Origin of the sequence: Sulfuricystis multivorans (assembly GCF_003966565.1) — a bacterium.
Classification (GTDB): Bacteria; Pseudomonadota; Gammaproteobacteria; order Burkholderiales; family Rhodocyclaceae; genus Sulfuricystis; species Sulfuricystis multivorans.
Map to the genome: position 1 here is coordinate 2,096,918 of NZ_AP018718.1, position 22,759 is coordinate 2,119,676.

Genomic DNA, 22,759 nt, shown 5'->3' on the forward strand with positions numbered 1-22,759 from the left:
GATGAACGCAAACCCAAGCGCGCAGCACCAGCCGGTGCTGCTTGCCGAGGCCGTCGCCGCATTGGCCATCCGGCTCGACGGCATCTATGTGGATGGCACCTTCGGGCGCGGCGGCCACAGCCGCGCGATCCTCGAACGGCTTGGCCCCACGGGGCGGCTCGTCGCGCTGGATCGCGATCCGCAGGCGATCGATGCGGGCAGGGAAATCGCCGATCCACGCTTGATGCTCGTCCATGCCGCTTTCAGCCGCTTGGGCGAGGTATTGGATGCCTTGGATGTCGATCGGGTCGATGGGGTTTTGCTCGATCTGGGCGTGTCCTCGCCGCAGCTGGACGAGCCATTGCGCGGCATGAGTTTTCGTTTCGATGCGCCGCTCGACATGCGCATGGATACGACGCAAGGGGAAACCGCGGCGGAGTTTCTGGCGCGGGCCGATCAATCGGAAATCGAGGAGGTGATTCGTGAGTATGGCGAAGAACGGTTTGCTCATGCGCTTGCAAAGGCGATTGTTGCTGCTCGGCAGCAACGCCGTATTTCATCCACAGGACAACTTGCCGCGCTCGTGGCGCAGGTCGTGCGCACGCGTGAAGCCAACCAGCATCCGGCGACGCGCACCTTCCAGGCTCTACGGATTCACGTCAATCGGGAGCTTGAGGAGCTCACGCTAGCCCTGCCCGAGGTGCTCGGCCGTTTGCGGCCGGGCGGAAGACTCGCCGTGATCAGCTTTCATTCGCTCGAAGACCGCATCGTCAAGCGTTTTTTGCGTTCCGCGGCGCAGCCGCCGCAACCTCCGAAAGGCGTGCCGGTGCGGGCTGCCGATCTGCCAGCGCCGAGTCTGCGCCTGATCGGCAAACCGATCCGCCCAGGCGATGCGGAAATCGCCCGCAATCCACGCGCCAGGAGCGCAGTGCTGCGGGTCGCGGAGAAGCTATGATCCTAAAAACCCCAGTTGACCGCTCCTGTAGGCAAAAAATGCCTTTGAGAATCAGAGGTTGCCACACTATCCCCGCTCACCGAGTCGGTGACCCCGCTACGCACCCGCTGGCGCGCCCCGCCGGGCGCCTGGCTTTGTTGCTCCTCCTTGCAGGCATGAGCCTGCTGCGTCGTCGCGTCGCGCCATCCGCCCGCCGGCACGCACCATCGGGCGCGTCCAACTGGGGTTTTTAGGATGATGGCAAGGCTCAATTTCGTCCTGATCATTGCCGTGCTGGTTTCGGCGCTGGCGGTCGTCTCGACCAACCACCGGGCGCGCAAGCTGGTCAGCGAATTCGAACGCGAGCAGGAACGCATGCGCGCGCTCGAGGTCGAATGGGGCCAGCTGCAGCTCGAGCAGAGCACCTGGGCCACCCACGCACGCGTCGCGCAGGTCGCGCGCGACAAGCTCGGCATGCACGCACCCCGGCCGCAGCAGATCTACAGCATTCACGAATGAAACTCGCCAAGAGCCCTCTTCTCGACGACCGCCTGCCGATCTGGCGCTCCCGGCTCGTGCTCGCGCTGCTCATCATTGGGTTTGCTGCGCTGATCGGACGCGCCTTCTATCTGCAGGGCATCCACAAGGACTTCCTGATCGGCAAGGGCGAATCGCGCTATGAGCGCGTGATCGAGATCCCGGCCACGCGCGGCCGCATCCTCGATCGCAACGGGGATGTGCTGGCGGTATCGACGCCGGTCAAGTCGGTCTGGGCGATCCCGGAGGATGTCCGGCTTTCGCCTGCCCAGGCGCGCGACCTCGCGCGTGTGCTGGACATGGAGGTGAATGATCTCGTCAGGAAACTCGCCGCCGAACGCGATTTCGTCTTTCTGAAGCGCCAGATTCCGCCGGATGTCGCCGCCCGGGTGGCAGAGCTCAAGCTACCCGGCATCCATTTCCAGAACGAATACCGCCGCTACTATCCCGCCGGCGAGGTCACCGCTCACCTGCTCGGCTTCACCGGCGCGGAGGATGCCGGCCAGGAAGGCATCGAGCTCGCGCTCGACAAAGTGCTTGCCGGCAAGCCCGGCAGCCGGCGTGTCATCAAAGATCGTCGCGGCCAGATCGTCGAGGACGTCGAATCGATCCGCGCGCCGCAGGAGGGCAAGGATGTCACGCTCTCCATCGACGCCAAGCTGCAATATCTCGCCTACGCGCAGCTCAAGCAGGCGGTGACGGAAAATCGCGCCAAGGCCGGCGGCATCGTCGTGCTCGATGCGAAAAGCGGGGAGATCCTCGCGCTCGCCAACCTGCCCGCCTACAACCCGAACAATCGCGCCCGGCTCTCCGGCGCACAGCTCAGGAATCGCGCCTTCACCGATACCTTCGAGCCGGGTTCGACCTTCAAGCCTTTCGCCGTCGCGCTGGCGCTCGACAAGGGCCAGGTGCGCTCTAACACGCCGATCCAGACCGCGCCGGGCAAGCTCACCATCGGCCCGGCGACGATCCACGATGCGCACCCACATGGCATACTGACGGTGGCCGAGGTGATCCAGAAGTCTTCCAACGTCGGCGTCTCGAAAATGGCGCTCGCGCTTCCCGCCGAGGAGATGTGGGCGATGTTCGACCGCTTGGGCTTCGGCCAGCCGACCCGGATCGGCTTCCCCGGCGAGGCCAGCGGCCGGCTGCGCCCCTGGAAGCACTGGCGGCCGATCGAGCAGGCCACCATGTCCTACGGCCACGGCATCTCGGTGACGCTGATCCAGCTCGCGCGCGCCTATCAGGCGTTCGCCCGCAACGGCGATCTCGTGCCGCTGTCGCTGACGCGCGTGGACGTCCCGCCCGCCGTCGGCATGCGCGTATTCTCCGAGCAGACCGCCAAGGAAATGCGCGCGATGCTCGAAATGGTGGTGCAGCCCGGCGGCACCGCGGTGAAGGCGCAGGTGCCCGGTTATCGCGTCGCCGGCAAGACCGGCACCGCGGTCAAGCTCGAAGGCGGCGCCTATGTGAACAAATACGTCGCGGCCTTCGTCGGTTTCGCGCCGGCCTCCGATCCACGGCTGATCGTCGCGGTGATGATCGACGAACCCTCGGCCGGCAAGTATTACGGCGGCGATGTCGCCGCGCCGGTGTTTTCTGCGGTGATGGCAAGCGCCTTGCGTGCACTGGGCATCCCGTCCGATGCCCCTGTCCAGCGCTTTGCCCCCGATGGTGCGCCACGGCTGTTGACGGTGGCGAAAAGCGAAACGTCCGCCCCGGAGGAAATGTGATCCAGCCTGCCTTCATGGTCGGCGTCACCGGCACCAATGGCAAGACCTCGGTGACGCAATGGATCGCTCAAGCGCTCACCCTGGGCGGCCGCAAATGCGCGATCGTCGGAACATTGGGTAACGGCTTTCCGGGCGCGCTGGTGCCGGGCCCGAACACCACGCCGGGCGCGCATGTGCTGCGCGAGTTCCTGCCGGAGTGCGTGCGGCAGGGTGCCCAAGCCTGCGCGATGGAGGTCTCGTCGATCGGCTTGCATCAGAACCGCGTCGCCGGCCTTCGTTTCGATGTCGCGGTATTCACGAATCTGACCCGCGACCATCTCGAATACCACGGCACGATGGCGGCCTACGCCGCCGAAAAAGCGAAGCTGTTCGACTGGCCTGGCTTGAGCTGCGCGGTGCTGAACCTCGACGATCCCTTCGGCCGCGAGCTCGCGGCGAAGCTTGCCGGCCGTGTGCCGACGATCGGCTACACGCTGGGCGACGAGGGCGGTGCAGACCGTGTGCTGCGCGCGATGGGGCTTACGGAAACCGCGAGTGGACTGGCCTTCAGCGTCGATGGTGTGGCCATCTTTGCACCGGTGATCGGCCGCTTCAATGCCTCCAACCTGCTCGCGGTGATCGGCACGCTTCTCGCGGCAGGCATGCCGCTGCCGACCATCGCCGCAGCGCTGGCGCAGATCACTGCTCCGCCCGGCCGCATGCAGCCGCTGGGCGGCGGCCCGGACGACCCGCTGGTGATCGTCGATTACGCGCACTCGCCCGATGCGCTGGAAAAGGTCCTCACCACCCTGCGCGGCACGGCCAATGCCCGCGGCGGCCGGCTCGTCTGCGTGTTCGGCTGTGGCGGCGAGCGCGATCCCGGCAAGCGCCCGCAGATGGGGAAGATCGCGGAGGCGTTGGCCGACCGCGTCGTCGTCACCAGCGACAACCCGCGCGGCGAAGAGCCGCTAATGATCATCGATCAGATCGTCGCCGGCATGCGGTCGCAGCCGGTCATCGAGCCCGACCGTGCCCGCGCGGTGGCGGCCACACTCGCCGCAGCCGCGCCCAATGATGTGATCCTGATCGCCGGCAAGGGCCATGAGCCTCATCAGGAGATCAATGGCGCGCGCATTCCCTTTTCGGATATCGAGTGCGCAAAGTCGGCGCTGGCTAGACGGCACGAGGTGCCCAGATGCTGACCCTTTCCGCGACGGCACTGATCCTCAACGGCATCCAGACCGGGCGGGATGTCGAATTCACCAGCGTCGGCACCGATTCGCGCGCGATCACGCCGGGCATGCTGTTCGTCGCCATCCAAGGCGAGCGTTTCGACGGCCACGACTACGTCGAACAGGCCCTGGCCGAAGGGGCGAGCTGTGCGCTGGTGCAAAGCCGCTGGGCGGCCGCGCATGCCCATCTGCCGCTCATCGGCGTCAAAGACACTCGCCTCGCCCTGGGCCAGCTCGCCGCCCACTGGCGCAGCCGCTTCCACCTGCCGCTCATCGGTATCACCGGCAGCAACGGCAAGACCACCGTCAAGGAGATGACGGCGGCGATCCTGCGCGCCGACTTCGGCCAGCATGCGGTGCTGGCGACGAGCGGCAACCGCAACAACGACATCGGCATGCCGCTCACCTTGCTCAAACTGCATGCGCCGCATCGCGCGGCGGTGATCGAGATGGGCATGAACCATCCCGGCGAGATCGCTTATCTGACACAGATCGCGAAACCGACCGTCGCCGTCGTCACCAATGCCCAGCGCGCCCATCTGGGCGGGCTCGGTTCGCTGGCCGAGATCGCCCGCGCCAAGGGCGAGATCTTCGCGGGGCTTGGCCCCGAGGGTGTTGCCGTGATCAACGCCGACGATCCGTATGCGGATTACTGGCGCAGCCTCAATGTCGGCCGGCGCATCGTCACCTTCGGATTTTCGCCCGAGGCCACCGTGCATGGCCGCTGGCGGCCGTTCGCGCGTGGCGGCGAGCTCGATCTCGTCACGCCGCAAGGCGATGCGCATATCATGCTGGCGCTGGCCGGCGAGCACAATGGTCGCAATGCACTCGCCGCCGCTGCCGCGTGCTTCGCCATCGGCGTGCCGCTGGCACCGATCGTGCGCGGCCTGTCTGGCTGCACCGGCACCGCCGGCCGCCTGCAACACAAGCGTGGTCTGCGAGGCGCCTGTGTGATCGACGACAGCTACAACGCCAATCCGGATTCGATGCGCGCGGCGATCGACGTGCTGGCAAGCTTGCCCGGCCGGCGCATCCTCGTCATGGGCGACATGGGCGAGGTCGGCGAAATGGCCGGCCAGCTGCACAGCGAGGTCGGCGGCTATGCCAAGAGCGCGGGGATCGACCTCCTGTTCGCCTTGGGCGAGAAGAGCGCAGCCGCGGTGCATGACTTCGGCAGCGGCGGACAACACTTCACCGGCGTCGATGCCCTGGTGCGCGCGCTCAAACCGTTGCTGGATCCGGACACCACCGTGCTCGTCAAGGGCTCGCGCTTCATGAAGATGGAGCGGGTCGTCGAACGCATCGTCGAGACGGCGGCCCCGGCACGGCCGCCGACGGCGGCGGAAAGGAACTGCGATGCTCCTTGAATTGTTCCAGTGGCTCAGCGCCGACATCCGTGCCTTCAACGTCTTCAACTACCTCACGCTGCGCGCGGTGCTGGCGACGATGACCGCGCTGACCGTCGCCTTCCTGCTCGGACCGGCGGTGATCCGCTGGCTGACCGCGAAGAAAATCGGCCAAGCGGTGCGCAGCGACGGCCCGCAGACGCATCTGGCCAAATCCGGCACGCCGACGATGGGCGGCGCGTTGATCCTGCTCTCGCTGGGCGTGTCGACGCTCATGTGGGCGGATCTCACCAACCGCTTCGTCTGGATCGTGCTGATCGTCACTTTCGGCTATGGCGCGATCGGCTGGGTCGACGACTGGCGCAAGGTGGTCTATCGCAACCCGAAGGGCCTGTCGGCGAAAGCGAAGTTCTTCTGGCAGACGGTGATCGGCATCGTCGCCGCCGTGTGGATCGCCTTTTCGATCTCGGCGCCGACCACCGGCAAGACCCTCGAGCTGATCCTGCAATGGATCACGAGCGGCTTTCAGCCTGTGCCGATGAAGACCGACCTGATCGTGCCGTTCTTCAAGAGCGTCTCATATCCGCTCGGCATCTTCGGCTTCATCGTCCTCACCTACTTCGTGATCGTCGGCGCGAGCAACGCAGTGAACCTGACCGATGGCCTCGACGGCTTGGCGATCCTGCCGACGGTGATGGTCGGAGCAGCGTTGGGCATCTTCGCCTATGTCGCCGGCCATGCCGGTTTCTCGAAATATCTGCTGCTGCCCTATGTGCCGGGCGCCGGCGAGCTCGCCGTGTTCTGCGGCGCGCTGGCCGGAGCGGGCTTGGGCTTTTTGTGGTTCAACGCCTACCCGGCCGAGGTGTTCATGGGCGATGTCGGCGCATTGGCGCTCGGCGCCGCGCTCGGCGCGGTCGCGGTGATCGTGCGGCAGGAAATCGTGTTCTTCATCATGGGCGGCGTGTTCGTCGCCGAGACCATCTCGGTGATGGTGCAGGTCGGCTGGTACAAATTCACCAAATGGAAGACCGGCACCGGCCAGCGCATTCTGTTGATGGCGCCGCTGCACCACCATTACGAGCAGGTCGGCTGGAAGGAAACCCAGGTCGTCGTGCGTTTCTGGATCATCACCATCCTGCTGGTGCTGATCGGTCTGTCGACATTGAAGATCCGATGAATCTCGAAGGCAAGCACGTCTTGATCCTGGGCTTGGGTGAATCGGGCATTGCCTGCGCCCGCTGGTGCGACCGGCAGGGCGCGCGGCTGCGCGTCGCCGACACACGGACGAATCCGCCGGGTCTCGAGGCCCTGCAGTGCCGTGTCGCCAGCGCCGAGTTTCGTGCCGGCGAGTTCGACAAATCCCTGCTCGAGGGCATCGATCTCGTCGTGCTCTCGCCGGGTCTGTCGCCGGGGATGCTGGTGGCGATCCACGCCCGCGCCCAGGGCATTCCGGTCGTCGGCGAGATCGAGCTGTTCGCGCAGGCCTTGCGCGATCTGAGGCAAAACGTGCCGGTGCTGGCGATCACCGGCACCAATGGCAAGACGACGACGACCGCGCTCGTCGGCCATCTGATCGCCGCCAGCGGCCGCACGGTCGGTATCGCCGGCAACATCTCGCCGGCGGCGCTCGATGCGTTGATGGATTTTCAGGACCAGGGCGCGCTGCCGCAGGCCTGGGTGCTCGAACTGTCGAGCTTCCAGCTGGAGACCACCGAAACGCTCGACGCCACTGCGGCGACCGTGCTCAACGTCTCGGATGACCATCTCGACCGCTACATCGATCTTGACGACTACGCCAGCGCCAAGGCGCGCATCTTCCGCGGCACGGGCACCCAGGTGCTCAACCGCGACGATCCGCGCGTCAAACGCATGGCCATCCCTGGCCGCCGGCTGATCACCTTCGGTCTCGATGCCCCCGCCGATGCCGACGATTTCGGCCTGCGCGAAAACCGGGGCGAACCCTGGCTGGTGCAAGGCGACCGTTTCCTGCTGCCGGTCTCGGACCTGGCGATCGCCGGCCTGCACAATGCCGCAAACGCGCAGGCCGCGCTGGCGCTGTGCGCCGCGATCGGCCTCGATCCGGTCAAGCTCTTGCCGGCGCTGCGCAGTTTCAAAGGCCTGCCGCATCGCGTCGAGAAAGTAGCGACGATCGGCGGTGTGACGTTCTTCGATGACTCGAAGGGCACCAATGTCGGCGCCACCATCGCTGCGCTGCAAGGGCTGGGGGCGAAATCCGTCGTCATCCTCGGCGGCGATGGCAAGGGACAGGATTTCACGCCGCTCAAAACCGCCATCGCCCGGCACGCACGCGCCGTGGTGCTGATCGGCCGCGACGCGCCGCTGATCGAGCGGGCCATCGCCGGTTGCGGCGTGCCGGTGATCAACGCCACCGACATGGCCGCCGCGGTGCGCACCGCGGCCAGACTGGCGCAGGCCGGCGATGCGGTGTTGCTCTCGCCGGCCTGCGCGAGCTTCGACATGTTCAAGAATTACGCGCACCGCGCCGAAGTCTTCCGTGCCGCGGTGAGGGAGCTCATGCGATGAACTCCGCCGTGCTCGGCCGCCGGCCGGTGGCGGGCGCCACCGCCACGAACGAGGTCGATCCGCTGCTTTTGTGGCCGACGCTCACTCTGTTGCTCGCCGGGCTGGTGATGGTCTATTCGGCTTCGATCGCCACCGCCGAGGGTTCGAGCTTCAGCGGTCATACGCCGACCTACTTTCTCGTGCGCCATACCGCCTTCCTGTCGATCGGGCTGCTGTGGGCGCTGATCGCCTTTCAGATTCCGCTGCGCATCTGGCAGCAGCTTTCGCCCTGGCTGTTCCTCGCCGGCGTGGTGCTGTTGGCGGTCGTGCTGATTCCCGGCATCGGCAAATCGGTCAATGGCGCGCAGCGCTGGATCGGGCTCGGCCCCATCAATGTCCAACCCTCCGAGTTCATGAAACTGTTCGCCGTGTTGTATGCCGCCGACTACACGGCGCGCAAACTCACCGAGATGGGCAGCTTCCGGCGCGGCTTCGTGCCGATGGCCGCGGTGATGATCGTCGTCGCCGCGGCTCTGTTGCGCGAGCCGGATTTCGGTGCCTTCGTCGTCATCGTCAGCATCGCCTTGGGCATCCTGTTCCTCGGCGGCATGAACGGCCGGCTGTTCGTCTTCCTGATCGTCGCGATGGCCATTGCCTTCGCGCTCTTGATCCTCTCCTCGCCTTATCGCTGGGAACGCATCATCAGCTACATGGATCCGTGGCGCGATGCCTTCGGCAAGGGCTATCAGCTTTCGCACGCGTTGATCGCCTTCGGACGCGGCGAATGGTTCGGCGTCGGCCTGGGCGCCTCGGTCGAGAAGCTGTTTTATCTGCCCGAGGCGCACACCGATTTCCTGCTCGCGGTGATCGCCGAGGAGCTCGGCTTCGTCGGCGTCGTGGCGGTCGTCCTGCTCTTCGCGCTCTTGACCTGGCGATCCTTCATGGTCGGCCGTCAGGCGCTCTTGCTCGACCGCGTCTATGCCAGTCTCGTCGCGCAGGGCATCGGCATCTGGCTTGGCTTGCAAAGCTTCATCAACATGGGCGTCAACATGGGCCTGCTGCCCACCAAGGGCCTGACGCTGCCGCTGATGAGCTTCGGCGGCTCCGGCATCGTCGCCAACTGTGTCGCGCTCGCCGTGCTGCTGCGAGTGGATTACGAGAATAGAAGGTTGATGCGGGGACTGTCGGCATGAAAATATTGGCCCCCCACGCACGTAAAACCAACTCGCTGCCCCCCACAGGGGGGCGCATGCTGCCTTGGGGCGGCCCGGCGGCAGCATGAAGACCATCGTCATCATGGCGGGCGGAACGGGCGGCCACATCATGCCGGGTCTCGCGGTCGCCGACATCTTGCGCGATGCCGGCTGGCAAGTGGTCTGGATGGGCAATCCGGACGGCATGGAAGCGAAGCTCGTGCCGCCGCGCCACTATGAGATGGCCTGGGTGAAATTCTCCGCGCTGCGCGGCAAGGGGCTTGCGCGCAAGCTCTTGCTGCCGTTCAACCTGCTCACCGCCTTCTGGCAGGCCTGGCGCGCCTTCGGCCGCATCCGCCCGCACGTCGTGCTGGGCCTGGGCGGCTTCATCAGCTTCCCCGGCGGAATGATGGCCAGCTTGCGCGGTATCCCGCTCGTGCTGCACGAGCAGAATGCGATCCCCGGGCTTGCCAACAGGGTACTCGCCCATGTCGCCGATCGCGTGCTGACCGGCTTTCCCGATACGTTCAAACGGGGCCAATGGGTCGGCAACCCGGTGCGGCCGGAGATCACCGCGTTGCCGCCGCCCGCCGAGCGTTACGGCGCGCGCAGCGGCCGGCTGCAAGTGCTGGTGCTCGGCGGCAGTCTCGGCGCAGCGGCGCTCAACGAAACCGTGCCGAAGGCACTCGCATCGTTGCCGGAAGGCGAACGTCCCGAGGTCGTGCATCAGTCCGGCGAGAAGCATCTCGACGCCTTGCGCGCCGCCTATGCCGCCGCCGGCGTCAGGGCGCACACGGTGGCCTTCATCGAGGACATGGCGGGCGCCTATGAATGGGCGGACCTGGTGATCTGCCGGGCCGGCGCCTCGACGGTCGCCGAGCTCGCCTGTGCGGGTGTCGCAAGCATTCTGGTCCCGTTTCCGCATGCGGTCGATGACCATCAGACCGCCAATGCGCGCTTCCTCGCCCAGGCCGGCGCCGCCATCCTGCTGCCGCAAGGCGAGTTGACTCCGGAGAGGCTGGCGCTGATTCGCGATCTGAAACGCCCGCAGCTGCTCGAGATGGCGGAAAAGGCGCGTGCGCTGGCGAAGCCGGCTGCGGCCGAGGCCGTTGCGCAAAGCTGCATCGAGGTGTCGCGATGAAACACAAAGTCAAACGCATCCACTTCGTCGGCATCGGTGGCGCCGGCATGTCGGGCATCGCCGAGGTGCTTGCCAACCAGGGTTTCGAAGTGAGCGGCTCGGACCTCGCCGAATCCGCGACGACGCGCCGCCTGCGCGGACTCGGCGTGCAGGTGGCGATCGGCCATGCCGCCGGGAATATCGCCGGCGCGGATGCGGTGGTGGTCTCGAGCGCGGTCAAGGACGACAATCCGGAAATCCTCGCCGCGCGGCAACGTCACATTCCGGTCGTGCCGCGCGCGCAGATGCTCGCCGAGCTGATGCGCATCAAGCAGGGCATCGCGATCGCCGGCACCCACGGCAAGACGACGACCACCAGCCTCACCGCCAGCTGTCTGGCCGAGGCCGGACTGGACCCGACCTTCGTGATCGGCGGCCGTCTCAATTCGGCCGGCGCGAATGCGCGCCTGGGGCAAGGCGAGTTCCTCGTCGCCGAAGCCGACGAGTCGGATGCTTCCTTCCTGTTCCTCTCGCCGGTGATCGCGGTGGTGACCAACATCGATGCCGATCACATGGAGACCTACGGCCACGATTTCGGCCGGCTCGAGCAGGCCTTCGTCGATTTCCTGCATCGCCTGCCGTTCTATGGCGTCGCGGTGCTGTGCATCGACGATCCCCATGTCCGCGAAATACTGCCGCGCGTCGCCAAGCAGGTGGTCACCTATGGCTTCAGTCCTGACGCCAACATCCGCGCCGAGAACGTGCGCGCGATCGATGGCCGGATGCGCTTCGACTGCGTACGCCGCAACGGCATGGTCTCGCACCTTCCGGTGACGCTCAACCTGCCCGGCGAACACAACGTCCGCAATGCGCTCGCCGCCATCGCCGTCGCCACGGAAGTCGGCTGTAGCGACACGGCAATCCTGAAGGCGCTCGCCGAATTCACCGGGGTTGGGCGGCGTTTCCAGCGCTATGGCGACATCGCGCTGCCGGACGGCGGCCACTTCACGCTGATCGACGACTATGGCCACCACCCGACCGAGATGGCCGCCACGCTCGCCGCCGTGCGCGGTGCGTTTCCCGGCCGGCGCATCGTCGTCGCCTTCCAGCCGCACCGCTACACGCGCACGCGCGACTGCTTCGAGGATTTCGTCAGGGTGCTGTCGCAGGCAGATGCCGTGCTGCTCACCGAAGTCTATGGAGCCGGCGAGACGCCGATCGTCGCCGCCGACGGCCGGGCGCTGGCCCGCGCCTTGCGCGTCGCCGGCAAGGTCGAACCGCTGTTCGTCGCGGATGTCACCGAACTGCCACAAGCCATCCTCGCAACCGCACGCGACGGCGACGTGGTGATCACGCTGGGTGCCGGCTCGATCGGCGCGGTGCCGGCGAAATTGCTCGCGGAGAAAGACGCCTGATGGAAATCCGCGCCGACGAACCGATGGCCAAGCACGTCACCTGGCGTGCCGGCGGACGCGTCGCCAAGGCTTGTTTCCCGCGCGACCTCAATGATCTCGCCCACTTCCTGGCCGGGCTGCGTTGCGACGAGCCGCTCTTGATGGTGGGGCTGGGATCGAACCTGTTGATCCGCGATGGCGGTTTCGACGGCACGGCGATCTTCACGCATGGCGCGCTGGACGCGCTGCGTTTGACGTCAGACGGCACGATCTACGTCGAGGCGGGTGTGGCCGCACCGAAACTGGCGCGCTACGCCGCGAACCATGCCCTCGCTGGCGCCGAATTCCTGGCCGGGATCCCTGGCACGATCGGCGGCGCATTGGCGATGAACGCCGGCTGCTTTGGGAGCGAAATCTGGCAGTTCGTCGAACGGGTGCTGATGCTCGACCGGCAAGGCAGGCCGATCGAACGCACGCCGGCTGATTTCGCGCTCGGCTACCGCCATTGCGGCCTGAAAGAGGCTTGCGACGAAATCTTCGTCGCCGCCTGGCTGCGCTTTTCTGCCGGCGATCCTGCAACGACGCGCGCGAAGATCCGCGAGCTGCTCGCCCGGCGCGTCGCGACGCAGCCCTTGCAATTGCCGAATGCCGGCTCGGTGTTCAGAAACCCGCCGGGTGACCACGCGGCACGCCTGATCGAAGCCGCTGGACTGAAGGGTCTGGAGCTCGGCGGCGCACGGGTGTCCGAAAAGCATGCGAATTTCATCGTTAATCCGGGGGGCGTGGCCAGCGCTTCCGCGATAGAAAGCTTAATCGGCCGCATCCAGGCCGAAGTGCAGGAAAGATTCGCAGTGACACTGGTGCGCGAGGTGCGCATTCTCGGAGCAAGACGCTGATGGCAGGCAGGTTTGGCAAGGTGGCGGTGTTGATGGGCGGCGATTCCGCCGAGCGCGAGATCTCGCTGATCTCGGGCCAGGCGGTGCTTGCCGCGCTGCTTGCCGCCGGCATCAAAGCCTATGCCTTCGATCCGGCCGAGCAGCCGATCTGGCGGCTCGTCGATGATCGCCCGGATGCCGCCTTCATCGCCCTGCACGGCGGCGCGGGCGAGGATGGCACCGTGCAGGCCGCGCTCGATCTGATGAAGATTCCCTATACCGGCAGCGGCGTGCTCGCCTCGGCGCTGGCGCTGGACAAACGACGCACGACGCTGCTCTGGCGGGCCTGCGGGCTGCCGGTGCCACGCTCGCTTCTGGTCACGGCTGGCGATCAGGGGCCTGCCGTGATTGCCGAGCTCGGGCTACCGCTGATCGTCAAGCCCGTGCGCGAAGGCTCTTCGATCGGTGTCACGAAGGTGATGCGCGCGGAAGAATTCGCCGCTGCCTTCGCCGCCGCCGCGACTTTGCCCGATGGCCGCCACGAGGAAGTCATGGCCGAGGAATTCATCATGGGCACCGAGCTCACCGCCGCCGTGCTCGGCCGCCGGGCGTTGCCGCTGGTGCGTATCGAGGCGCCCGCAGGCCGCTACGACTACCAGAACAAGTATTTCACCGATGTCGTGAAGTATCACTGTCCAGCCGGCATCGACGCTGCCAAGGAAGCGGAGATCGCCCGCACGGTGCTTTTCGCCTTCGATGCGCTCGGCTGCCGCGGCTGGGGACGCGCCGACCTGATCCTGCTTGATGACGGCAGTTTCCGCCTGCTGGAGATGAACACCGCGCCCGGCATGACCGGCCATTCACTGGTGCCGATGGCAGCCAAAGCCGCCGGCATCGATTTCACCGCCCTGGTGCTGACGATTCTGGCGGAGGCACGCTGTGGCTAGCAAACGCGGCAAACCGCGCATCGCGAATGCCGAGCCGGCGGGGTTGTGGCATCAGCCGGCGCTGATGCATCTCATCGCCGACGTGTTGTTCGCGCTCGGCATCGTCGGTCTGGGCTGGGCGGCGCTGGTCAGTCTGCAGCGCCTGCCGCTGTTCCCGTTGCGCGAAGTGGTGCTCACGGCAGCGCCGCAGCATGTCGGCGTGGCTCAGCTCGCCCATGCGGCACGCACTTCGGCGAGCGGCAATTTCTTCACGGTCGATCTCGCCGCAGTCCAGGCAGGTATCGAGGCGCTGCCCTGGGTGCGTCGCGCCGCGGTGCGCCGGCACTGGCCAGATGGCCTCATGGTAACGCTCGAAGAGCACGAAGCCGTCGCGCAGTGGCGCCACCTGAACGGCGAGAAAGGGCTCATCAACACGTTCGGCGAGGTATTCGATGCCGAGCCGCCGGAAGATGCACCTTTTCTGCCGCTGCTCAGCGGCCCGCCTAAGACGGCTGCCGAAATCCTCCGGCGCCTGGCCATATTCGATGGCCAGCTCGCGCCGCTGGGCCGGCATGTCACCGCACTGACGCTCTCGCCGCGTCGCGCCTGGCATCTCGAGCTCGACGACGGCGTGACGATCGAATTGGGCCGCGACGAGGAACGCCAGCCACTCAATGCCCGGCTGACCCGCTTCGTCGCCCACTATCCAGACATCAAGGCGCATTTCGGCAGCATCCGTGGCGCCGACATGCGTTACCCGAACGGTTTCGCGCTCATCGGCGCCGGGCGCCCGGTCGAGCCACTGCCTCCAGTGAAGGCAGGAAAGCAGTCATGAGCAAGGACAAGAATCGCGAACTGATCGCCGGTCTCGACATCGGCACCTCGAAGATCGTCGCCATCGTCGCCGAAGTGAATGACGAGGGGCAACTTTCCATCCTCGGTCTCGGCACGCAGGACACCCAGGAATCGCGCGGTCTCAGGAAAGGCGTGGTGGTCAATATCGAGGCCACCGTCAACAACATCTCGAAGGCGATCGCCGAGGTGCAGATGGTCGCCGGCTGCAAGATCAAGGAAGTGTATACCGGCATCGCCGGCAGCCACATCAAGAGCAAGGATTCCAACGGCATGACGGTGGTGAAGGATCGCGAGGTCACGCAATACGACGTCGCGCGCGCCATCGAGGCGGCGAATGCCACGCCGATCTCGGCCGACGACCAGATCCTGCACACCCTGGTGCAGGAATTCATCGTCGACGGCCAGGACGGCGTCAAGGAACCGATCGGCATGGATGCCCGCCGCCTCGAAGTGAAGGTGCATCTGGTCACCGGCGCGGTCACCGCGGTGCAAAACATCGTCAAGTGCGTGCGCCGCTGCGGCCTGGAAGTGGTCGATCTGGTGCTGCAACCGCTCGCTTCGGGCAATGCCGTGCTCACCGACGACGAGAAGGATGTCGGCGTCTGCCTCGTAGACATCGGCGGCGGCACCACCGATGTCGCCGTGTTCAGCCAGGGGGCGATCCGCCATACCGCGGTGATCCCGATCGCCGGCGACCAGATCACCAATGACATCGCCATCGCGCTGCGCACCTCGACCCAGGATGCCGAAGAGATCAAACTGCGCTACGGCGTGGCGCTCTCCCAGTTCGCCGACCCGGAGGAAATGCTCGAAGTGCCCGGGGTTGGCGACCGCCCGGCGACGACGCTGTCGCGCGCGACGCTGGCCGGCTTCATCCAGCCGCGCGTCGAAGAGATCTTCCAGAAGGTGCAGGAGGAGCTGATCAAAAGCGGCTATGCGCGCCTGCTGCGCGCCGGCATCGTGCTCACCGGTGGCGCCGCGCAGATGCCAGGCATGTGCGAGCTCGGTGAGGAAATCTTCCACAACACGGTGAAAGTCGGCGTGCCGAACTACGCCGGACCGCTGGCCGATTTCGTCAGAAACCCGCGCTATGCCACCGCGATGGGACTGTTGCTGGAGGGTCTGGCACAGCGGCAGCGCGGCGGCAAGGAACCCCCTTTGACTCTCGGGCAGGTATTCGGGCGCATGCGCGCCTGGTTTGCCCGCAATCTGTGATTTTTGGTAACGCATTGGCAACGACAGGAGAGGCGAAATGTTCGAAATCATCGATCGGGAAGCAAACGACACCATCATCAAGGTGATCGGCGTCGGCGGCGCCGGCGGCAACGCCGTCGAACACATGATCCGCGAGGGCGTCGGCGGCGTGGAATTCATCTGCATCAACACCGACGCGCAGGCGCTGAAAACTTCCTCGGCCGGCGTCAAGCTGCAGCTCGGCCCGGGCTTAGGCGCCGGCGGCAAGCCGGAACGCGCGCGCCAGCATGCGGTATCCTCGCGCGAGCGCATCGCCGAGATGCTCACCGGCGCGCACATGTGCTTCATCACCGCCGGCATGGGCGGCGGCACCGGCACCGGCGCCGCGCCAGTGATCGCCGAAGTGGCGCGCGAGCTGGGCATCCTCACCGTGGCGGTCGTCACCAAGCCGTTTGGCTTCGAAGGGCGGCGTGGCAAGGTCGCCGAAGAAGGCATCAATGAGCTCTCGCAACATGTCGACTCGCTGATCGTCATCCTCAACGAAAAACTGATGGAAGTGCTCGGCGAGGAGGTCAGCATGCTGGATGCCTTCAAGGCCGCCGACGACGTGCTGAAAAATGCCGTCGGCGGCATCTCCGAGATCATCAACGTGCCGGGCCTGGTCAATGTCGATTTCGAGGACGTGCGCACCGTGATGGGCGAAATGGGCAAGGCGATGATGGGCTCGGCCACCGCCGCCGGGGTCGATCGCGCGCGCCTGGCTGCCGAACAGGCGGTCGCCAGCCCGTTGCTGGAAGGCATCGAACTTTCCGGCGCGAAGGGCGTGCTGGTCAATATCACCGCCAGCAGCTCGCTCGGCCTCAAGGAATATCAGGAAGTGATGGCCACCATCCACAATTACACGGCGCCGGAGGCCACGGTGATCTGCGGCGCGGTGTTCGACGATGCGATGGAAGACCGCCTGCGCGTCACCGTGGTGGCCACGGGGCTCGGCGCCAAGGCCAAGGCGCAGCCGAAACTCGTCTATGGCGAAGGCCGCGGCCAGCGTACCGGCACCTACGACCTGCCACCCTCAGCCGCGATGAGCGACCCCACGGCTGGTGTAATGAACATCGCCGGCAGCAATACGCCGGCAGGAAGCCTCGACGACTTCTTCACGCCGAATCCGCGCGGCCATCGCGACAGTCGCGCCCGCGACATGGTCGACGTGGGCCTTTCCAACATCGATATCCCGGCGTTTCTGCGCAAGCAGGCCGACTGATCGTATCTGCCCGAGAAACGCCCGGGGTTTCGCCTCCCCCCGGGCGTTTCATCCCGCGGCCAACGCGTTGCTCAACTTGACGTAGGCTTCGACTGGCAGCTCCTCCGCCCGCGCCGTCGGGGCGATGCCTTGTGCCGCGAGCAAACTTTCGCCGCCGAATTCCTTCAGCGTGTTGCGCAGCATCTTGCGTCGCTGGGAAAAGGCTGCCGTCACCAGCCGGGAGAACAGGGCTTCGTCTCGTGCCGTCTCGCCAGCGCCGAGTTTGCGCGGGATCATGCGCACCACGGCCGAGTCGACCTTCGGCGCCGGATCGAACGCCCCCGGTGGCACGATGAACAACCGCTCCAGCTGAAAGCGGTATTGCAGCATCACCGACAGCCGCCCATAAGCGCCCGACCCCGGCGCGGCGACCATCCGGTCGACGACTTCCTTCTGCAACATGAAATGCATCTCGGCGATCCGGTCGGCGAATCGCGTCAGATGGAACAGCAACGGGCTCGAGATGTTGTAGGGCAGATTGCCGACGATCTTCAGCGGCCCGTCGCCTTCGAGCAGGCCGAAATCGAAGCGCAGCGCATCGCCATCAAAGATCGTCAGCCGCTCGGAAGGAAAATGCCTTCTCAAATGGGTGATCAGGTCGCGGTCGATCTCGATGACGAAGAGATGGTCGAGCCGCAGAAGGAGCGGGGCGGTGAGCGCCCCCAAACCCGGGCCGATCTCGACGACGACATCGCCCGGGCGCGGCGCGATCGCGGCGACGATCTTGCGGATCACCCCCGGCGAGACGAGGAAGTTCTGCCCGAAGCGCCTCCTGGGCTGATGCGCTTTCATGAACGGCGCCGGCAGATGTCGATCGCCGCATCGACCGCCGCAAAAAGGCTGGTGGGCGAGGCTCGACCTGTGCCGGCGAGCTCCAATGCCGTGCCGTGATCGACCGAGGTGCGGATGATCGGCAGGCCCAGTGTGACATTGACGCCCTCGTCGAAGGCGGCGTATTTGAGCACCGCCAGGCCCTGATCGTGATACATCGCCAGCTGCGCATCGGAGCCGGCGAGTACGTTGCGGGTGAATAGCGTGTCGGCCGGCAAGGGGCCGACGAGGTCCATGCCTTCGCCGCGCAGCTTGTCGAGCACCGGCAGGATCACCTCGATTTCCTCGCGACCCAGGTGTCCTCCTTCGCCGGCATGCGGGTTCAGGCCGGCGACCAGGATGCGCGGCCGCGCGATGCCGAACTTGGTTTGCAAATCCGCGTGCAGGATACGGATCGTCGTTTCGAGCCCAGGCGGCGTGATCGCCGCGGAGACATCCTTCAACGGCAGATGCGTCGTCGCCAGCGCGACGCGCAAGTCCCCGCCGGCGAGCATCATCACGACATGTGGTGTTGCGGTCTTTTCGGCCAGATATTCGGTATGCCCAGTGAAGGGAATGCCGGCGTCGTTGATGACGCCCTTGTGCACCGGCGCGGTGACCAGCGCCGCATACTCGCCGTTCGTGCAGCCCGTAAGCGCGGCATCGATCAGGTCGAGCACGTAACGCGCATTGGCTGGATCGAGCCGTCCCGAAGCCGCCGGCTTTGCGAGAGGGATGTGGCGAATCTCGAGTGCGCCGATGACGCGGCCCAGCTGGCGGGCGCGCTGCGCGAAGAGTTCGCGGTCGCCGAACACGACGAGTCGTGCATCGAACGAACGCTGCGCCAGCGCAAGACAGATGTCCGGGCCGATGCCGGCCGGCTCGCCGCTGGTGACGGCAATGACCGGTTTAGCGCTCTTCGAGCCGGTATTCGACATAGGCGCGATCGCGCAATTGCCTGAGCCAGTCTTCATAGGCCTCGTCGGATTTGCGCTCGCGCAAGACCTGGCGCGCCAGGATGCGCCTGCGCTCGTCGCCCACCGCGGCATTCTTGCGTTCGAGCACCTGGATCAGATGCCAGCCGAACGGCGATTGCACCGGCTGGCTGACTTCGCCGATCTTCAGCGCATCCATCGCCCGCTCGAACTCTGGCACGGTATCGCCGGGATAGAGCCAGCCGAGATCGCCGCCCTTGGCCGCCGAGAGATCGTTGGAATACAGCCGCGCCAGCTCAGCGAAGTCGGCGCCGTTGTCTATGCGTTCCTTGAGGCCGACGAGCTTGTGGCGCGCCTCGTCGGACGAGGTGAGCTCACCCACCTTGATCAGGATGTGCCGCGCATGGGTCTGGCGAATCAGGCCGTCGCCGACGCTGCCGCCCTTGCGCTCGATCAGTTTGACGATGTGGAAACCCGCCGGGCTCCTCAGGATACTGCTCACCTCGCCGGGCTGCAGCTTGGCGATCGCCTCGGCATAGAGCGTCGGCAGGCGATCGGCGGGCCGCGGTTCGAGGATGCCGCCCAAGAGCGCATCGGGCGCTTCGGAATAGCTCGCCGCCACCTGGCTGAAATCCTGGCCGGCCTTGATGCGAGCGAGCGCTTCTTCGGCGCGGTTGCGCAATTGCGCCAGACGCGTCGCGTCGATCTGCTCGGGTACGCGGATGATGATGTGGCCGAGGGTGACGAGCGCACTCTGCTCCGCCTGTTCGGGATGAGCGAGGTAATTGTCGATCTCGCCGTCGGAGACGACGATGCGGCTGTCGACCTCGCGCTCACGCAGCCGGGCGATGATCATCTCGCCGCGAATCTCCTCACGAAAGCGCTGCCAGTCGATGCCATCCTTTTCCAGCGCGGCGCGGAACTCGGCCAATGACATCCTGTTGTTGGCCGCGATGCGGCGCAATGCGGCATCGAGATCGGCATCGAGAATGCGCAGGCCCGTTTCCTTGGCGAACTGCAGTTGCAAGCGATCGACGATCAGGCGTTCGAGGATCTGCTTTTCGAGCACTTCCGGCGGTGGCAGCGGCGTGCCGCGCTGCCGCAATTGGCGGGTGACGGCGCCGAGGCGCTCGCGCAACTCATTGTCGGTGATCGCCTCGTCATTGACGACGGCGACGACGCGATCGAGCGCGATCGGCTGACGCGGCTGGGCAAAACCCAGCGCCGGCAGCAGTAAAAACAGGAGGAGCAGGGATGCAAGTCTCATAAACCTCAATTCTCGGCGAACACCGGGTCCGCGGTCGGCTGGTTGATCACGCCGTAGCCCGGGATGCTGCGGCGCAAAAGTTGCAGCGGATTCGAGCCGATGCGCGAAAAATCGTTCAATTCGAGCTGGAAGAACAGTGCCGTGGTCGGCTGCTCGGCGATCGTCGCCAGCCGCTGCACGACGAAGCGTCCGACCCAGCAACCGGCATCGTACTCGAGTCCGCCGATGGTTTCGATGACGCGCCGTTCCTTGGTCGAATAATTGTAGCGCCCCACCCCATGCCAGCCGCCGAACAACGGCCATTGCGCCGAGACGTCGATCTGGCCGAGCAGGTCACGGCTATAGCGATAGGCGACGTTGAGCACCTTGCCGGCTTCGGGCCGGTAACGCCCGCCCAGGGTGAGACGTTCGGTGCGCCCATCACGCGGGTTGTATTGCCAGCCGACGTCGGCATAAGTGCGCGGCAGCACCTGACCGGCGAGCGTGGCGAGGATGTCGGCGGCGCGGTCGGTGCGGGCCTTTTCCCCCGGCAGCGTCACGGATTGGTCGGTGAAGTAATGACGAGTGCCGATGGTGGCGCGCAACAGATCGGCGCCGCTTGCCGGGTCGATCAGTCGCGAGGTGACGGCCAATGTCAGCTCGTTGGCATCGCCGATGCGGTCGCCGCCGGCATAGCGGTTTTCCGAGAACATCTGGGCGAAATTGAAATCGGCGATGCCGCTATCGAACACCGGGATCTGTTTCTGGTCGCGCTTGGGAATGAAAACGTAGTAGGCGCGTGGTTCGAGCGTTTGCATGAGCGTCTTGCCGAACCAGTCCGTGTTGCGCTCCAGCGCCGCGCTGCCGTCGAGACTGAAGATCGGCAGCGCCCGGTTCTGGCTGGTCGGCACGGTGCGGAAGGTCGCCGCTGCGGGACGGTTGAGACCTGCAAGCTCGTAATGGGTCACATGCACGCCGATCTTCGGTGTCAGCGTCAGCGCCGCGGTGGCCAAGGGCAGCGACAACTGCGGATAGACGATGGTGCGCTTGCCGAGCACATTGGTCGGATGATCGAAATTCACATATTCCGCATTCAGGTTGAACGCGAGACCATACGGCAGATCGTAACGGAAGGCGCTGCCCGTGAGCTGGGGTAGCCGCTGGTAGGGCTTGGCGAGATTCTGCAGGGTCTGGAAGGCTTGCAGATTGAGCGAGGCGGCATACCACGGGCCGGCGTAGTTGAGCACCCCCTGGCGCAACAGATTGCCCTGCGAGACCTGGCTGATGCGTGTCGACAGGTCGCTGAAGTAGTTGTCGTCGGAAACGCCATTCACATTCAGCGACGCCGAGAATCCGTGACCGAGGTTCTGGGTGTGGATCAGCGCATAGCCGTAGCGGTCGCGGTCGGCCAAGCGATCGCCGGGCAGATATTCGATGCGCACCTGACCTTTGTCGGGCATACCCGCCTGGGTGCGGTTCGCTTCGGTGTCGAGCAGGTAACGGAACTCGCCGTTCAATTGCACGCCGCGGCGCGTCATCAGGCGCGGCGTGAGCGTCGCGTCCATGTTGGGGGCAATGTTCCAGTACCACGGCGCGGTGACCTCGAAGCCGCTCTTGCTGGTCGAGCCGATCGTCGGCGGCAGGAAACCGCTCTTCCTCTGGTTGTTGAGCGAAAATTTCATCCAGGGCAGATAGAGCAGCGGCACGTCCTTGAAGCGCACCGTCGCATGGCGTCCGCTCCCCTCCTCGTGCACATAGTCGAGGTCCAGCGTATCGACATAGATTTCCCAGTCACGCTGGCCCGGCGCGCAGGTGCTGAAGGTGGATTCCGAGAGCCGGTACCGATCCTTGCCGCGGAACTCGAGCTTTGCCGCGCTGCCACTGCCGGTCACCGGCGGACGCTCAAGCATGCGGCCAGATTGCACGACCACGTTGCCGCTCTCGTCCATCGCCGGCAGCCCCAGCAATGTCAGCGCCGGTTCCGGTACCGGCGGACGGGGATGGCGGATCGTGTATTCCGGTTTCTCGAACTCGCCGGTGCTCGCTTCGAGGCGCATCTTCAGCCGCGGGCCGCTCATCGTCGTGTTGGGTGAGGTAAGACGCACGTTACCGGTGGCCTCGGCCTCGTCATCGAGCTGCCGATAGACGAGGCGATCGGCGCGCAGCGTATCGCCGCCCCGCTCGACCAGCACATTGCCCTCGGCCACGACTTCCTGCTCATTGATGCCCTCGATCCGGTCGGCGGTGACCGTGGTCGGGGCGGCAGTCTTGTCGGTGCGGGAAAAGGGCGTCGTCGGCAGCCGCGGCACGCTGCCGGCCTGGCCAGGCGTCATGTCGGCCGATGCGGGCCACTCGGCGGCGCGGGTGGACGGCTCCTGGACGGGCGCGGCAGGCGCAGAAAGCGCAGGGGCAGCCGCTGGCGCGGCCGAGGCCGGCGGCATCGGCGCGGCTCGAGAGGAAGAAGCCGGGGTTGCCGGTTGCGCATTGCCGGGCGCGGACCTGGCAGACGCAGGCGCGCCGCTCAAAAGCGCCGGATCGACGCGCAGAAGCGGCAGACCGACGGCCGCGATTGCAGGCATCCCGGCGAGCGCGAGCGCAAGCCCGCCCATGGCCCAGCCCGCTCGCCTCCATCCTTTCCTATCGAACGT

General features: G+C 65.9%; 19 protein-coding genes. 15 read left to right on the plus strand and 4 right to left on the minus strand.

The window, feature by feature from the left end:
- Nucleotide 1: 1 nt before the first annotated feature.
- The 15 genes from rsmH to ftsZ all read left to right on the plus strand — a co-directional run bounded on the left by rsmH (nt 2) and on the right by ftsZ (nt 17,081).
- A complete protein-coding gene (gene rsmH / locus EL335_RS10505; protein ID WP_126446702.1) occupies nt 2-934 on the plus strand; it encodes a 16S rRNA (cytosine(1402)-N(4))-methyltransferase RsmH in 933 nt (310 codons plus the stop codon).
- A 234-nt stretch (nt 935-1,168) separates the two neighbouring features.
- The gene (gene ftsL / locus EL335_RS10510) at nt 1,169-1,432 is read left to right on the plus strand and encodes a cell division protein FtsL (protein WP_284155337.1); all 264 of its coding nucleotides are present in this window, start codon (nt 1,169-1,171) and stop codon (nt 1,430-1,432) included.
- Nucleotides 1,429-3,183, plus strand: coding sequence for a peptidoglycan D,D-transpeptidase FtsI family protein (locus EL335_RS10515; protein ID WP_126446704.1), 1,755 nt, complete (start codon nt 1,429-1,431; stop codon nt 3,181-3,183). The genes ftsL and EL335_RS10515 overlap by 4 nt, the downstream gene beginning before the upstream one ends.
- Nucleotides 3,180-4,364: a UDP-N-acetylmuramoyl-L-alanyl-D-glutamate--2,6-diaminopimelate ligase gene (locus tag EL335_RS10520; protein WP_284155338.1), complete on the plus strand. Its 1,185-nt coding sequence runs from the start codon at nt 3,180-3,182 to the stop codon at nt 4,362-4,364. The genes EL335_RS10515 and EL335_RS10520 overlap by 4 nt, the downstream gene beginning before the upstream one ends.
- Entirely contained in the window at nt 4,358-5,761 is a 1,404-nt protein-coding gene (locus EL335_RS10525; protein WP_126446706.1) for a UDP-N-acetylmuramoyl-tripeptide--D-alanyl-D-alanine ligase, read from the plus strand. Before EL335_RS10520 ends, EL335_RS10525 begins: the two co-directional genes overlap by 7 nt.
- Nucleotides 5,751-6,917: a phospho-N-acetylmuramoyl-pentapeptide-transferase gene (gene mraY, locus EL335_RS10530; RefSeq protein ID WP_126446709.1), complete on the plus strand. Its 1,167-nt coding sequence runs from the start codon at nt 5,751-5,753 to the stop codon at nt 6,915-6,917. Before EL335_RS10525 ends, mraY begins: the two co-directional genes overlap by 11 nt.
- On the plus strand, nt 6,914-8,284 hold the full coding sequence (gene murD, locus EL335_RS10535; RefSeq protein ID WP_126446711.1) for a UDP-N-acetylmuramoyl-L-alanine--D-glutamate ligase: 1,371 nt from the start codon (nt 6,914-6,916) through the stop codon (nt 8,282-8,284). Before mraY ends, murD begins: the two co-directional genes overlap by 4 nt.
- Entirely contained in the window at nt 8,281-9,456 is a 1,176-nt protein-coding gene (ftsW, locus tag EL335_RS10540) for a putative lipid II flippase FtsW (protein WP_126446713.1), read from the plus strand. Before murD ends, ftsW begins: the two co-directional genes overlap by 4 nt.
- An 85-nt stretch (nt 9,457-9,541) precedes the next feature.
- Nucleotides 9,542-10,597, plus strand: coding sequence for an undecaprenyldiphospho-muramoylpentapeptide beta-N-acetylglucosaminyltransferase (gene murG, locus EL335_RS10545; RefSeq protein WP_126446715.1), 1,056 nt, complete (start codon nt 9,542-9,544; stop codon nt 10,595-10,597).
- Nucleotides 10,594-11,991, plus strand: coding sequence for a UDP-N-acetylmuramate--L-alanine ligase (gene murC / locus EL335_RS10550; protein WP_126446717.1), 1,398 nt, complete (start codon nt 10,594-10,596; stop codon nt 11,989-11,991). The genes murG and murC overlap by 4 nt, the downstream gene beginning before the upstream one ends.
- Entirely contained in the window at nt 11,991-12,866 is an 876-nt protein-coding gene (murB, locus tag EL335_RS10555) for a UDP-N-acetylmuramate dehydrogenase (protein ID WP_126446719.1), read from the plus strand. Before murC ends, murB begins: the two co-directional genes overlap by 1 nt.
- Entirely contained in the window at nt 12,866-13,792 is a 927-nt protein-coding gene (locus EL335_RS10560) for a D-alanine--D-alanine ligase (protein WP_126446721.1), read from the plus strand. Before murB ends, EL335_RS10560 begins: the two co-directional genes overlap by 1 nt.
- Nucleotides 13,785-14,606: a cell division protein FtsQ/DivIB gene (locus tag EL335_RS10565; RefSeq protein WP_284155339.1), complete on the plus strand. Its 822-nt coding sequence runs from the start codon at nt 13,785-13,787 to the stop codon at nt 14,604-14,606. Before EL335_RS10560 ends, EL335_RS10565 begins: the two co-directional genes overlap by 8 nt.
- Nucleotides 14,603-15,841, plus strand: a complete 1,239-nt coding sequence (gene ftsA / locus EL335_RS10570; protein WP_126446723.1) for a cell division protein FtsA — start codon at nt 14,603-14,605, stop codon at nt 15,839-15,841. The genes EL335_RS10565 and ftsA overlap by 4 nt, the downstream gene beginning before the upstream one ends.
- Before the next feature lie 37 nt (nt 15,842-15,878).
- Nucleotides 15,879-17,081, plus strand: a complete 1,203-nt coding sequence (ftsZ, locus tag EL335_RS10575) for a cell division protein FtsZ (RefSeq protein ID WP_126446725.1) — start codon at nt 15,879-15,881, stop codon at nt 17,079-17,081.
- Between the two features lie 48 nt (nt 17,082-17,129).
- Here the strand turns inward: ftsZ and rsmA are convergent, their stop codons facing one another.
- Genes rsmA through EL335_RS10595 form a run of 4 tightly spaced genes read right to left on the minus strand, consistent with a single transcriptional unit; the run spans nt 17,130 to nt 22,720 of the window.
- Complete coding sequence (rsmA, locus tag EL335_RS10580) at nt 17,130-17,912, minus strand: 16S rRNA (adenine(1518)-N(6)/adenine(1519)-N(6))-dimethyltransferase RsmA (protein WP_126446727.1); 783 nt, start codon at nt 17,910-17,912, stop codon at nt 17,130-17,132.
- Entirely contained in the window at nt 17,909-18,868 is a 960-nt protein-coding gene (gene pdxA / locus EL335_RS10585) for a 4-hydroxythreonine-4-phosphate dehydrogenase PdxA (protein WP_126446729.1), read from the minus strand. The genes rsmA and pdxA overlap by 4 nt, the downstream gene beginning before the upstream one ends.
- The gene (locus EL335_RS10590) at nt 18,840-20,132 is read right to left on the minus strand and encodes a peptidylprolyl isomerase (protein ID WP_126446731.1); all 1,293 of its coding nucleotides are present in this window, start codon (nt 20,130-20,132) and stop codon (nt 18,840-18,842) included. Before EL335_RS10590 ends, pdxA begins: the two co-directional genes overlap by 29 nt.
- A gap of 5 nt (nt 20,133-20,137) precedes the next feature.
- Nucleotides 20,138-22,720, minus strand: a complete 2,583-nt coding sequence (locus EL335_RS10595; protein WP_126446733.1) for an LPS-assembly protein LptD — start codon at nt 22,718-22,720, stop codon at nt 20,138-20,140.
- Nucleotides 22,721-22,759 lie beyond the last annotated feature (39 nt).